Origin of the sequence: Actinomadura syzygii (assembly GCF_008085905.1) — a bacterium.
Lineage (GTDB): Bacteria > Actinomycetota > Actinomycetes > Streptosporangiales > Streptosporangiaceae > Spirillospora > Spirillospora syzygii.
Window position 1 is genome coordinate 346,473 of the sequence record NZ_VSFF01000007.1, and the last position, 12,818, is coordinate 359,290.

Annotated in this window: 11 protein-coding genes and 1 tRNA gene; 5 read left to right on the forward strand and 7 right to left on the reverse strand. The window is 70.9% G+C overall.

The window, feature by feature from the left end; all coding sequences use genetic code 11:
• Nucleotides 1-27 precede the first annotated feature (27 nt).
• Nucleotides 28-1,077, forward strand: a complete 1,050-nt coding sequence (locus tag FXF65_RS19510) for a YlbL family protein (RefSeq protein WP_148351387.1) — start codon at nucleotides 28-30, stop codon at nucleotides 1,075-1,077.
• 50 nt (nucleotides 1,078-1,127) lie between these two features.
• Nucleotides 1,128-1,204: transfer RNA gene (locus FXF65_RS19515), tRNA-Met, on the forward strand.
• A gap of 263 nt (nucleotides 1,205-1,467) precedes the next feature.
• Here FXF65_RS19515 and FXF65_RS19520 read toward each other — a convergent pair.
• Together FXF65_RS19520 and FXF65_RS19525 are read right to left on the reverse strand one after the other, a co-directional pair.
• On the reverse strand, nucleotides 1,468-2,358 hold the full coding sequence (locus tag FXF65_RS19520; protein WP_148351388.1) for a hypothetical protein: 891 nt from the start codon (nucleotides 2,356-2,358) through the stop codon (nucleotides 1,468-1,470).
• Nucleotides 2,355-3,779, reverse strand: a complete 1,425-nt coding sequence (locus tag FXF65_RS19525; RefSeq protein WP_187412395.1) for an AMP-binding protein — start codon at nucleotides 3,777-3,779, stop codon at nucleotides 2,355-2,357. Before FXF65_RS19525 ends, FXF65_RS19520 begins: the two co-directional genes overlap by 4 nt.
• Nucleotides 3,780-4,585: 806 nt before the next feature.
• On the opposite strand from FXF65_RS19525, the gene FXF65_RS19530 reads away from it, so the two are divergent.
• Complete coding sequence (locus FXF65_RS19530; RefSeq protein WP_148351390.1) at nucleotides 4,586-4,996, forward strand: SgcJ/EcaC family oxidoreductase; 411 nt, start codon at nucleotides 4,586-4,588, stop codon at nucleotides 4,994-4,996.
• A 12-nt stretch (nucleotides 4,997-5,008) separates the two neighbouring features.
• On the opposite strand, the gene FXF65_RS19535 is transcribed toward FXF65_RS19530, so the two are convergent.
• The 4 genes from FXF65_RS19535 to FXF65_RS19550 form a co-directional block, all read right to left on the reverse strand.
• Nucleotides 5,009-6,130: a sensor histidine kinase gene (locus tag FXF65_RS19535; RefSeq protein ID WP_222868642.1), complete on the reverse strand. Its 1,122-nt coding sequence runs from the start codon at nucleotides 6,128-6,130 to the stop codon at nucleotides 5,009-5,011.
• 128 nt (nucleotides 6,131-6,258) lie between these two features.
• Nucleotides 6,259-7,245: a D-alanine--D-alanine ligase family protein gene (locus FXF65_RS19540; protein WP_148351391.1), complete on the reverse strand. Its 987-nt coding sequence runs from the start codon at nucleotides 7,243-7,245 to the stop codon at nucleotides 6,259-6,261.
• A 64-nt stretch (nucleotides 7,246-7,309) separates the two neighbouring features.
• Complete coding sequence (gene alr, locus FXF65_RS19545; protein ID WP_148351392.1) at nucleotides 7,310-8,443, reverse strand: alanine racemase; 1,134 nt, start codon at nucleotides 8,441-8,443, stop codon at nucleotides 7,310-7,312.
• The gene (locus FXF65_RS19550) at nucleotides 8,440-8,832 is read right to left on the reverse strand and encodes a M15 family metallopeptidase (RefSeq protein ID WP_246198943.1); all 393 of its coding nucleotides are present in this window, start codon (nucleotides 8,830-8,832) and stop codon (nucleotides 8,440-8,442) included. Before FXF65_RS19550 ends, alr begins: the two co-directional genes overlap by 4 nt.
• Nucleotides 8,833-9,127: 295 nt before the next feature.
• Here FXF65_RS19550 and FXF65_RS19555 point away from each other — a divergent pair, with 295 nt between their 5' ends.
• Complete coding sequence (locus tag FXF65_RS19555) at nucleotides 9,128-10,699, forward strand: acyl-CoA synthetase (protein ID WP_246198944.1); 1,572 nt, start codon at nucleotides 9,128-9,130, stop codon at nucleotides 10,697-10,699.
• Here the strand turns inward: FXF65_RS19555 and FXF65_RS19560 are convergent.
• Entirely contained in the window at nucleotides 10,696-11,787 is a 1,092-nt protein-coding gene (locus FXF65_RS19560) for a PucR family transcriptional regulator (protein WP_148351395.1), read from the reverse strand. The genes FXF65_RS19555 and FXF65_RS19560 overlap by 4 nt on opposite strands.
• Nucleotides 11,788-11,905: 118 nt before the next feature.
• On the opposite strand from FXF65_RS19560, the gene FXF65_RS19565 reads away from it, so the two are divergent.
• Nucleotides 11,906-12,814, forward strand: a complete 909-nt coding sequence (locus FXF65_RS19565; RefSeq protein WP_148351396.1) for a proline dehydrogenase family protein — start codon at nucleotides 11,906-11,908, stop codon at nucleotides 12,812-12,814.
• The last annotated feature ends 4 nt before the right edge of the window (nucleotides 12,815-12,818 follow it).

Genomic DNA, 12,818 nt, shown 5'->3' on the forward strand with positions numbered 1-12,818 from the left:
CCCCCTTGACGGCATAGAGTTCCGACCATGTCTCGTCGTGCCGCCACGCTCACCGCCGCGAGCGTGCTCGTCCTCGTGCTCGCCCTCATCGGCTCCGTCATGCCGGTCCCGTATGTCGCGCTGATGCCAGGGCCCACGAGCAACACCCTCGGCACCAACGACAAGGGGCAGCCCCTCATCAGGATCGACGGGCGCACCACCTATCCCGACGAGGGCCACCTCAACTTCACCACCGTCACCTACCGCGGCGGGCCCGGCGGGCGCATCGACCTCCTCACCGCGCTGCGCGGCTGGCTCGCGAAGGACACCGCGATCGTCCCCGAGGAGACGATCTTCCCGGACGACGAGTCGCAGAAGCAGATCGACGAGGAGAACACCCGCCAGATGCAGGACTCCCAGCAGAGCGCCGAGGCCGCCGCCCTGCACGAGCTCGGCATCTCGGTGTCCACCCAGGTCGTCATCGAGGGCATCCAGAAGGGGCGTCCGGCGGACGGCGTCCTCAAGCCCGGCGACGAGATCACCGCGCTGGACGGCGCCAAGGTCACCAGCGTCTCCCAGGTCACCGGCACGATGGCCAAGCGCAAGATCGGCGACACCGTCACCCTCACCTACAACCGCGCGGGCAAGGAGGGCAGGGCGACCCTCAAGACCGTCGGCGACCCGGAGGGCAAGCGCGCCGTCGTCGGCGTCGTCCTCGGCGACCAGTACAAGTTCCCGTTCAAGATCGACATCAGCATCGGGGACATCGGCGGCCCCTCCGCGGGCCTGATGTTCTCCCTCGCCATCTACGACAAGCTGACGCCCGGCCCCCTCACCCAGGGCAGGTTCTTCGCGGGCACCGGCACGATCACGCCCGAGGGCGAGGTCGGCCCGATCGGCGGCATCCAGCAGAAGATGATCGCGGCCCGCAAGGCCGGGGCCACGGTCTTCCTCACCCCCAAGGACAACTGCGCGGACGCCCTCTCCGCCCGGCCCGACGGGCTCCGCCTCGTCCGCGCCGACACGCTGCACGGCGCCGTCCAGTCCATCAACGCGATCACGTCCGGCAAGGGGAGCGTCCCGGCCTGCAGCAAATGACGCCGAACGTTCAGACCACGCCCACGCATGCAATACACTGGAGACATCGCCGCGGGGTGGAGCAGTTCGGTAGCTCGCTGGGCTCATAACCCAGAGGTCGCAGGTTCAAATCCTGCCCCCGCTACCAAGTAGTCACAGGTCAAGGCCCGGTTCTCGACATCGAGAACGCGGGCCTTCGATCGTTTTGCCGGTCGCCCGTGGGGGCGACGGCTTGATGTCGTGCCCGAAAGGGAGTGTCCTAGTGGGAGGACACCGGCCGCCACGGTTGGCGCGCGGCGGCCGGTGCCTGTTCTCACTTCACCCGATCGGATCAGGTGGACCCGTGCGCGCCGAAGCCGACCGCCGCGAGCGTCGACACCGCGTACCGCAGGTAGCGCATGTTCGCCTTGATCATCTCTGTTCACCTCCTTCCGCCGCCGTGACGAGTGTGGGCGTCCGCGCCGGGAGCGGATCGGCCCGCAGGTACTGCCGGGTCGATCGCTCGCCGCCGCGGGCGAGTCGCCAGTACAGGTACTGGGCGACGATCAGGGGGCCTAGGAAGACCATGGCCGGGATGGTGTGGCCGATGACGTCGTTGAGGACGAGCGCGAACACGAGGCCCAGCGCCGCCAGTCCGGCGACGAGCGCGCACAGCCCGGCGGTCCGCCCGTACGCCTTGCGCATCACCAGCGGGAACAGGGCCACGAACAGCAGGTCGCCGAGGCCGACGAGGTAGGACGTCGAGACGCGGGTCAGTCCCCATCCGACGAGCGGGAACAGGGGCGCCTTCGTGAGCTTGACGAACAGGTCCAGGGTGACGGTGAACGACCACGTGGTGACGGCGTCGTAGACGACGAGGGCGGCGGCGAACAGCGCCGTGTGGGAGGCGCGCAGCCCGCTCTGCGCCCACAGGTTGGCGACGCCGACCACGACGATCACCACGATCAGGTTGTTCACGACCAGGAACGCCGGGCCCTTGACGCTGACGACGAGGCCGAGCGCGAGGTCGAGGCCGAGCAGCGTGGCGCAGAGGCCCCACAGGACCGCCCCGCGGATCACGGGCTCCAGGGTGATCTGCAGCGCGCTGAGCGTGATGGCCGCGACCAGGACGACGACGACCGGCAGCGGCAGCCAGAGGTAGAGGAACGGCACGAGGAGGATGCCGGTCATCGCGATCGCCACGTCACTGAGGTTCATCACCCCGAACGGCGGGCGGGCGATCCGCCTGGTGCGGAAGTAGGTCCAGCTCCCGAGCGTCGCGAGGACGGCGAAGCCGTACACGACGATCACCGACAGGGTCATGGCCGCGGCCCTCCCGCCGGGACGAGCGCCCGCCGCGCCGCGAAGTCGCCCTCGCGCAGGTCGCAGCGGAGCGGCAGCGGGGAGCGCAGGTCGTCGGGGTCGGTCACCAGCCGGAGCCCGGCCAGCGGGACGCCCCGATCCGCCAGCGCGGCCTCGACCTTCGCCCTGGCGGCGGCGTCCGCCGAGCGGACCACCGCCTCCACGGCGACCCCGCCGGTGGTGGCGCGCATGCCGTACCGGGCGGGCAGCGGGACGGCGTCGAGCGCCTCGAGCGCCTCGGCCACGGGACGGGCGAACGTCCACCCGTGCTCGTGCCGGACGGCGTGCCGCCGCTTGCCCAGCAGCTCGGCCACGGCGGGGAGGTTGCCCATCGCGCAGTCGGCCGGTCCGTCGAGGAGCCGCACCACGTCCTCGGTGTCGTACCTCAGCAGGACGGTGGTGTCGCGGAAGGGCGGCAGCGGGGTGCCGACCAGGGTCCCCGGCGCGCCGCCGGCCGCGGGCCGCCCGTCGTCCAGGTCGAGCGCCTCCACCAGGCAGGTCGCCGGCTCGAAGTGGTAGTGGCTCCGCTCGCAGCGGCCCGCGGCGAACGGCACCAGCTCGGTCAGGGCGTAGTTCTCCAGGATCTCGGCGTCGCCGAAGAGCCGCGCCGCGCGGCGGCGCAGCCCCGTGGTGAGGAGCTCCCCGCCGACGATCACGCGTTCCAGCCCGAAGTCGGCGGGGGTGCGGCCGAGGGCTTCCGCGGTCTCCACCAGCGCCGCCAGGTAGGACGGATGGGCGGTCAGCACGCTGGTCCGCGGCTTGTGCCCGGGGATCGGCTGGACGGCGGACAGCCGCGCCAGCATCGCCTCCGGCTCGACCATCCCGGTGACGTCCACGCTCGCGCCCACGGCGGTCGCGGCGAAGGCGGTGGCGTGCACGGCGATCCGGTTCCGGGGGCTGACGGCGATCAGCACCCGGTCGTCGGGCCGGACCATGTGGGACTGGAAGTACGTGATCGCGGACAGCGACGCGATCAGGTGCAGTTCGTCGTCGGACAGCCAGATCATGGTGGACCGGCCGGTCGTGCCGGTCGTCCCGCACTGGTGGACCGGGTCGCCGCCGCGCCGCACGAACGCGCTCGGGTCCTCCCGCAGCGTGTCCTTCGCCGTGACGGGGATCGTCGCGATGCTCTCCGCCGTCAGCTCACCCGGGTCCAGGCCGAGCCGGTCGAACAGCCGGCCGTAGTAGGGGGTCTCCAGCGCCCGGACGGCCTGCGCCCGCAGCCGCCGCCCCTGGACAAGCCGCCTGGTCCCGGGGTCGAGGGCCGCTCCGGCGAGCACGTTGTCGTCGTCGCGGATCTCCCCGAACTCCTCCAGCGCCGCCCGCATGCCCTCGATCAGGCGGTCCAGCGACCGGCGGTGGAACGGCCTGCCCAGCGTCATCGACATTCCGAATCTGGCGGCGGCTATCGCGTTGATGAACATCGCTCGCTACCGATCCGCCATTCCGGCGCCCGCCGAAGCACCGCGGACGTGCCGATACATATTACGGCGCGACCTATCCGTATCGGGTGCAGGCCGGAATGCTCCGCCAATATCCATCACGAGACCTTCCCATGTGCAGCCCGCGGTACGGGCTTCGGGACCGCAGTTCCATCCGCAATGTTCACGAGTGCAATTCGGAACTGAATGATGACCGCCGGTAATACGGATCATGAGAATCCACATTGGACCGGTGTCATGATTCGGTGCGTCGGAATTGGTTGTCTCGGTCCGCCTGCAACAAGGGGCCGCCGGTGGCATCGTGACCGATCGAGTGCGCTGACCTGGTCTAGCGCGGTTTCGCCGAGGTGCCGGGACCCGGGCCTCCGCCCTGGTCTGCTCGGCGCCTTCGGTTTCACTCCGGCTGACGAACCCTCATTCTCGCCGTCCGCGGGCTTCCCCGGCGGGCGGCGTCTCGCGCCGCAGGCCAGAGGAATATCCGCTCGATTTCGAGGATTGTCGGCCGGTGTCCCCTACCGTGCCCCCTATGGTTTGTCTTCGACCCGACCCCGTCCGGGCGGGTGGTTGAGCAAGACAGTAGAACCGACTTCCCGAACCGTCCAGTCTTTTCGCGAACCGCTGTCATTTCTGGCAAATTCCGGCCGCCCATGAAAACGTTTCGCATCCGGCCGGAGGCCAGGTCAGGGTGCTTCACCGCGCCGCGCGGGCTTGACCTCAAGCGATCTTGAGGTACGAGCATGGGGCCCATGAGCACGCAGACCATCGACGACCGGGCACGGCAGAGCGACATCGCGGCGATCAGGCAGGTGGTCGCGGCCGTCGAGCACTCCCAGAACAACGAGCTCCCCGACGAGTTCGTCGGCCTCTTCCGGGCGGACGCGATCTGGACGACGGGCGGCGGCAAGCGCCTCTTCGGCCGCGACGCGATCTCCGCCTTCACCCACAAGGTGCTTCCCGGCGGGATGAAGGGGTCGACGGTCACCTTCGAGGTGGAGCACGTGCTGTTCATCCGTCCCGACGTCGCTGCCGTCAAAGTCCGGCAGGTTTACCGGTCGTCCGAGGGCCAGGAGGTGGGCACTCCGATGTTCGTGATGTCCAAGGAGGACGGGCAGTGGCGCCTGACCGCCTGCCAGAACACGAGCGTGCTCGACGAGTGATCGCTGCCGGCGTCAGGGCCCGGTTCTCGTCATCGAGAGCACGGGCCCTTGGTTCTGCGTGCTGGGAAGCCGGACCGTCACGATCAGGCCGCCGCCTGAGCGCGGCGTGAGGTCCAGGGTGCCGTGGTGGGCGTGGACGATGCTCTGCACGATGGCCAGTCCGAGCCCGACGCCCGCGTGCTCGGTGGTGCGGATGCGTTGGGTGCCGCGCTGGAAGGGCTCGGTGAGGGTCTGCACCAGTTCGGGCCGGAGCCGGGGCCCGGTGTTGTGGATCTGGAGGACGCTCGCGCCGTGATGCGTCGCGGTGTGGACGGTGACGGTGCCGCCCGTGGCGATGTTGTGGACGATGGCGTTCTGGACGAGGTTGGTCACCATCCGCAGGAGGAGTTCGGCGGAGCCGGTCGTCTGGGTCGGTTCGCCGGTGACTTCGAGGGTGATCTGGCGCTGCTCGGCGAGCGGGAGCAGCGTCTCGGACGCTTCTTCGGCGATGAGGGACAGGTCGACGGGTTCGCGGGCCAGGCCCTGGCCCTTGCTGCGCGACAGCAGCAGGAGGGCCTCGGTCAGGTCGATGGCGCGGGTGTTGACCTTGTGAAGGCGTTCGAGATGCTCGCGTTTGTCGCGGGTGGGGTCGGTGCGGGCGACGTCGAGGATCGCGCGGGTGATCGCCAGGGGAGTGCGCAGCTCGTGGGACGCGTTGGCGGCGAACCGCTGCTGCTCCGCGAGGTGGGCCTCGTGCTGGTGGAGCATGGCGTCGAACACGTCGGCGAGTTCGCGGAACTCGTCCGCGGGGCCCTGCATGCCGATCCGGTGCGAGAGCGACCCGCCGGCGGCCAGCCGCGCGGCGTGGGTGATCTGTGTGAGCGGAGCGAGCATCCGTCCGGCCAGGATCCACCCGCCCGCGAGGCCGAACAGCAGCAGGAAGAACATCGCCGTGGCCGCGCGGGGAAGGAAGGCGCGCAGCAGGTCGCCGCGGTTCGGGATGTAGCCGCCGGGGCCGTACAGCGTGTTGACCGGGACGTACCGCAGCAGGAACAGCCACACCACGGCCAGCAGGAGAGCACCGGCGAGCATGAGGAACCCGGCGTAGCTGATGGTGAGTTTCAGCCGGACGCTGAGCCCGGGGCGCCTACCCACGGGCGCCGCCGATGCCGGTTCGGTGGGCGGAGCCCGCCGGGCAGGGCTCGTCGTTCACGGTCAGCACGCACATACCCGCAGGTTAGGTGGGACGGCGTATCGCTGACATATCAAAATCGGGCGCGCCCTTACCCGGGCCGGTTCGCGGCGCGGCCGGGGACGGCGGCGGCGTCGACCAGGCGCGCGACCAGGTCCTCGTAGGACACCCCGGCGGCGGCGAACATCCTCGGCACCTGGGATTCGGCCGTCATCCCCGGCATGGTGTTGACCTCGTTGAGGACGGGCCCGTGCTCGGTGAGGAAGAAGTCGATGCGGGCGACACCGGCACAGCCCAGCGCGTCGAACATCCGCAGGGCCGCGTCGGTCAGGGACTTCCGGTCCGCGTCGGCGAGGTCGGCGGGCACGCTGAACCGGGCCGATCCGTCGTACTTCGACTTGGTGTCGAACACGCCGTCCGCGTGGATCTCCAGTGGCGGCGCCGCCCAGCTCCGGCCGTCGGCCTCCCGCAGGACGGCCACGTCGATCTCCCGGCCCACCACGACGTCCTCGACCAGGATCCGGTGGTCGAAGCGCGCCGCCTCGCGCAGGGCCTCGCGTAGTTGGACGGCGTCGCGCGCCAGGGCGACGCCGAAACTCGATCCGGCCGAGACCGGCTTCACCACCACATCGATCTTGAACTCGATGGCGGGGCGGTCGGTCGTCACCAGGCGGGCGGGGGCGGTGTCGATCCCGATGGCCTCCGCCACGAGCTTGGTCGCCCATTTGTCCATGCCGAGTGCTCCGGCGCGCAGGCCGGAGCCGACCATCGGCGTGTGCGCGAGGGCGCACAGGGCCGCGAGCGTCCCGTCCTCGCCGACCGGGCCGTGGACGGCGGGGAACACGGCGTCGGCGCGGTCGACGACGTCCAGCGCGGCCGCCAGGGAACCGGCGGGCCGCGGGCGGAGCGCGCTCGACCCGCGCCGCCACGTCCCGTCGCGGCCGATGGTCAGCTCCTCGACGTCGAAGCCGCCGGACCGCAGCGCCGCCGCGATCGCCGCCGCCGTGGCCAGGGAGACGTCGTGTTCGGCGTTCTCCCCGCCGCCGATCACCACGACCCGCCGTGTGGTCCTGCTCAAGTGGTCCTCCTGTGCATGGGGTGCTTCTGCGCACGCGGCGCTTCTGCTCACGCGGTGCTCCTGCTCACGCGGTGCTCCTGCTCACGCGGGGGCCGATGCCGGTGACGATGGTGTGCGGGATGGTCCCGGCCCACCGGGCCCAGTCGTGGACGGACGGGGTCGCGCCCCCGTCTGGGCCGAACACGGTGGCGGACGTGCCGACCGGGAATGACTCGGCGCCTGTGTCGATCACGATCTGGTCCATGGAGACCCGTCCGACGACCGGGAAGCGGTGCCCGTAGATCTCGACCCCGGCTTGCGGCGACAGCTCTCGCGGGATCCCGTCGGCGTAGCCGAGGGGGAGGACGCTCAGATGGGTGGCGCGGTCGGTGACGTACGCGCCGTCGTAGCCGACCGGCGTCCCGGCCCCGACCGGGGCGGTGTGCACGATCGGCGCGGTCAGCCGGGACGCGCCGTGCATCTCCACGCTCCCGGACGGATCGATGCCGACCAGCCCGGCCCCGACGCGGACCAGGCCGAAGTGCGTCGCCGGGTCGGTCAGCGTCCCGGACGTGGCCGCGAGATGGGTGAGCGGCGAACCGAACCCCGCCGCCCGCACCATCCGGACCGCCTCGCGCATACCGGCGACCGCCCCCGTGTTCGCCACCGGATCAGCGCGGTCGGCCAGCGGGAGATGCCCCATGACGCCCGTGACGCGGACCCGTCTGGCCTGCTGTCCGCGCCGGGCGAGGGTGAGCAGCTCGTCCCACTGCGCGCGGGGGCAGCCGCCACGGGACATGCCGGTGTCCATGTGGAGGTGAATCCGCACCGTCGTCGGCGCGGTCTGCGCTAGGAGCCTGGCGAGTTCGTCCACCGACCCGACCGCGACGTCGACCTTGGCGGTCGCCGCCGCCTCGGCGTCGATCCCGGACGGGTGCAGCCAGGCGAGGATCGGCGCCTCCAACCCGGCGGCGCGGAGCGCGGAAGCCTCCGCGAGGCTGGTCGTCCCGAGCCATCCCGCGCCGGCGGCGACGGCGGCCCGCGCGACCGTGACGGCGCCGTGGCCGTAGCCGTCCGCCTTGACGACGGCCATGATCGTGCTCCGCGTCCGCGCGCGGACCCTCGCCACGTTCGCGGTCACCGCGACGGGCAGCGTTTCCAGGGTGGGCGGGGGAAAGGTCCCCGATCTGTGCTGAACCGCGATGGCGGATCGGCTCACGGCCGCATCCTCGGGTCCTCGGTCGGATCGGCGTACATCGGCGGGCAGCCGTTTCCGACCGCGTCCGGGCGCAGCTCGAAATGCCAGGGCTCGTTCCGGTAGATCTGGCAGAGCCCGTACGCGGCGCCGTGGTCGGAGAGCCAGGCGGCGGCCTCGGGAGGGCCGATGTCGACCGCCTCGCCCGACACGTGGGCGGACGTCTCCGGAGTGGCCACCCAGCGGGCGGCCTCGTCCGGCGAGCCGTGCCTGGCGATGGCGTCCCGCAGCAGCCGCCGCTGATGCTCGGGCGACCGCCAGCCGCTGTTGACCCGGAGCCGGACGCCGTCGGACTCCGCGTCCGCCGCCGCCCGGCGGAGCGCGTCGCGGAGATCCGGGTCGAGCCCTCCCACCGCGGGGGACCCGTCGTCGAAAACCGAGACCGTCGCCCCGCTGGGAACGGCGCCGTCCCTCTCTGAGACTGATGCGCTGTGGTTCATGCCTCCACTGAAGAAGGAAGATCGTTGCGAGGGCGTATGCGGTTTTCGATACGTCCGCGATACACGGCGCCGAGGGACGGCCCCGGCGCGGCGTGCGGGCGCGGTCCCCCCTTTCGGGGGTGGCCAGGGGCATCTGCCAGCGGTTATGTTCGCCGGAATCGGTGGACGGCCGGGCGGACTGGCGGGTGGACGGCGGGCGGAGGCGACGGTGGACGTGGTCGGGCGGGCGAGGCGGCACTCGGTGGGGGACCTGCTGCATCGGACGGCGCGGCGGTATCCGGGGAAACTCGCCGTCGTCGGCGACGCGCGCTTCACCTACGCCGAGTTCGACACCGCCGTGAACCGCGCCGCCCATGCCCTGGCGGGACGCGGCATACGGAAAGGCGACCGGCTCGCGCTGCTCGGCCACAACTGCTGGCAATACGCCGTGACGGTGTTCGCCACCGCGAAACTCGGGGTCGTGCTCGTCCCGATAAATTTCATGTTGAACGCCGACGAGGTCGCCTACATCCTCGACCACTCCGGGGCGTCTGGAATGGTCGCCGAGGACGCGCTCGTCCGCACCGCCGAAAATGCGCTCGCCACCGCCGGAATAGAGGGCGGTGTGCGCGGTGCGATAGGCGGCGCTCCCGCCGACGGCTGGGAGGACGTCGACGCCTGGTGGACGTCCGGCCCGGAAACCGCACCCGATGTACTCGTCGAAGACGACGACGCGCTAAGGCTCATGTACACCTCGGGCACCGAATCGCGTCCCAAAGGCGTGATGCTTTCCAGCCGGTCGCTGATCTCCCAGTACGTCAGCTGCGCGATCGACGGCGGCATGACCGAGGACGACGTCGAAGCGCACTCCCTGCCCATGTACCACTGCGCGCAACTCGACTGCTTCTTCTCCGTGGACGTCTACCTGGGGGCGACCAGCGTCATCCTGCCGGGCCCCGACCCCGCCGTCCTGCTGGAGACGATCGAGCGGGAGAAGGTCACCAAACTGTTCTGCCCGCCGACCGTCTGGATCTCTCTCCTACGCCACCCGGATTTCGAGAAGCGCGACCTCTCCAGCCTCCGCAAGGGGTACTACGGCGCTTCGCCGATGCCCGTCGAAGTGCTGCGGGAGCTGATGCGCCGACTGCCGAACGTGCGGCTGTGGAATTTCTACGGGCAGACCGAGATGGCCCCGCTCGCGACCATTCTGCGTCCGCACGAGCAGCTCGAAAGGGCGGGCAGCGCGGGCCGCGCCGCCATCAACGTCGAGACCATTCTCGTCGACGACGACGGAAACCCGGTCCCGGCGGGCGAGGTCGGTGAGATCGTGCACCGCAGCCCGCACGCCGCGCTCGGCTACTACCGGGACGAGGAGAAGACCGCCGACGCCTTCCGCGGCGGCTGGTTCCATTCCGGCGACCTCGGCGTCATGACCGAGGACGGCTACCTCTCGGTCGTCGACCGCAAGAAGGACATGATCAAGACGGGCGGCGAGAACGTCGCCAGCCGCGAGGTCGAAGAGGCGGTCTACGAACTGGACGGCGTGGCCGAGGTCGCGGTGTTCGGCATCGGCCATCCCCGCTGGATCGAGGCGGTCACCGCGGTCGTCGTCCCGAAGCCGGGCACGTCCCTGACCGCCGACGACGTCCACGCCCACACCCGAACCCGCCTCGCCGGCTACAAACGCCCGAAGTACGTCGTGTTCGCCGAGGCCCTCCCGAAGAACCCCAGCGGCAAAATCCTCAAACGGACCCTCCGCACCGAGCACGCCCACCTCTCGGAGTCGGAGTTGGAGTCCTAGGGGACGTCCGGCTTCAGGTGCGGGGCGAGGGTTAGGGCCAGGTGGAGGGTCAGGCGGTCTTGGCCGTTGGTCAGAGTCAGGGACGTCAGGTCTTCTATGCGGCGCAGGCGGTGGTAGAGGGTCTGGCGGTGGATGTTCAGGGCCTGGGCCGTCTTCTGGACATTGCCCGCTAGGTCCAAGTAGGTGCGGGCCGTCTCGGCCAGGTCCGGGTGTCGGAGGAGGCGTTCGGCGCCTTCGGTCTGCGTGGACTGGGTGAGGGCCTCGTCGCCCGCGGTGCGGAGGAGGCGGAGGGCGCCGAGGGACGTCCAGTCGCGGGTCTCGCCGGGGGCGGCGACCCGGGCGGCGACGCGGGCGCGCAGCCAGCCCTCGTGGACCTGGTCGAGCGCGAGGCAGGGGGAGTAGACGCCCGCCCGGACGGTGACGTTCCGCTCCTCCAGGAGGCGCCGGGCCCGGTCGATCGGCGCGGACGACGTGGACGGGATCACCAGGACGTGGTCGCGCTGCCACACCGTCGCCAGGGCGGAGTGGGGGAGCAGCCACGGGTTGAGGGGCTCGGCGCTCGGGGTGCGCAGGACGGCGACCGTGAAGGGCGGCTCGGCGACGCCCGCGTCGGTCAGCTCGTCCGCCGCCTGGGTGCGGACGTCGAGGTGGGTGGAGAGCAGGTCGGCGACCCGCCAGCCGAGGTCGTCGCGCTCGCGGGCCTGGCGGGCCATGTGCAGGGCCGCGCGCTCGCAGAGGGGCATCGCCTGGGCGGCCTGGGCGGGGGTGATGCGCTCCTGGTCGTCGAGGAGCCAGAGGTAGCCGTAGGTGACGTTGTTCCAGCGGACGGGCAGGCACAGCCGTCCGAGCTGCCCGACGGACGTGTCGGCGGGAATGCGGACGGGCCCCGTCGCGCGGGCGATGCCGTGCCGCTCGAACCGGGTGCGGACGGCGAGCGTGGCGCGGCGGTGGAGGATCGAGTCCATCCGGACGGGGTCGATCGTGTCCCCGTGGGCGGCGTAGGCGACGAGGTGGAAGTCGCGGTCCTCCAGCGTGGCGGGGGCGCGGAGGAGGTCGGCCGCGTGTTCCGCGATCTCCTGAAGGTCCATGAACGCCCATCATACGTCTGTATGAAGAAATCGCGCATTAAAAGTTGCGTTTGGCTATACGGCGAGGTGGCCGGGCGCTCCTAACGTGCGAGGTGTCTCCCAGACGTTGGAGGGTCCGATGCTCAGTCCCCTTCTGCTCGCCGCCGCGCGCAGCCGGCGGATGCGTGGCCTCGTCACGTCCGTCCCCCTGACCAGGGGAGTCGTCGACCGGTTCGTCGCCGGTGAGGACCTCGGCGGCGCCCTGCACGCGGTCGGCGAGCTGGACGCGGCCGGACTGCGCGTCACCCTCGACCACCTCGGCGAGGACACGAGGGACCGGGCTCAGGCGACCGCCACGCGGGACGCCTACCTGGAGCTGTTCACCGCCTTCGCCGACCACGGGTACGCGAACGGCGCGGACGCCTCGGTGAAGCTGTCGGCGCTCGGCCAGGCGCTCCCCGGCGACCTTGCCCTCGACCACGCCCGCGAGATCTGCTCCGCGGCCGGAAGCGTCGGGATGACCGTCACGCTCGACATGGAGGACCACACCACGGTCGACTCCACGCTGGAGATCCTCGGGAAGCTCCGCGTCGACTTCCCTTGGGTCGGTGTCGCCATCCAGTCGATGTTGCGGCGGACGGAAGGCGACCTCAAGGACCTGGTCGGCGAGGGGTCGCGGGTCCGGTTGGTGAAGGGCGCGTACGCGGAGCCCGCGTCGGTGGCCTTCCAGAGCAAGCGCGACGTCGACCGCGCCTACGTACGCGCCCTCCGGACGCTGATGAACGGCGACGGATACCCGATGGTCGGCAGCCACGACCCGCGGATCATCGAGATCGCGCTGTCGCTGGCCGCGGGAAGAAGCCCGTCGACCTACGAGTTCCAGATGCTGTACGGGATCAGGACGGCCGAGCAGCGGCGCCTCTCCGAAGGCCACCAGATGCGCGTCTACGTCCCCTACGGGGCCGACTGGTACGGCTACTTCATGCGGCGGCTGGCCGAGCGCCCCGCCAACCTCGTGTTCTTCCTCCGCTCCTTCACCTCCCGCTGACCCG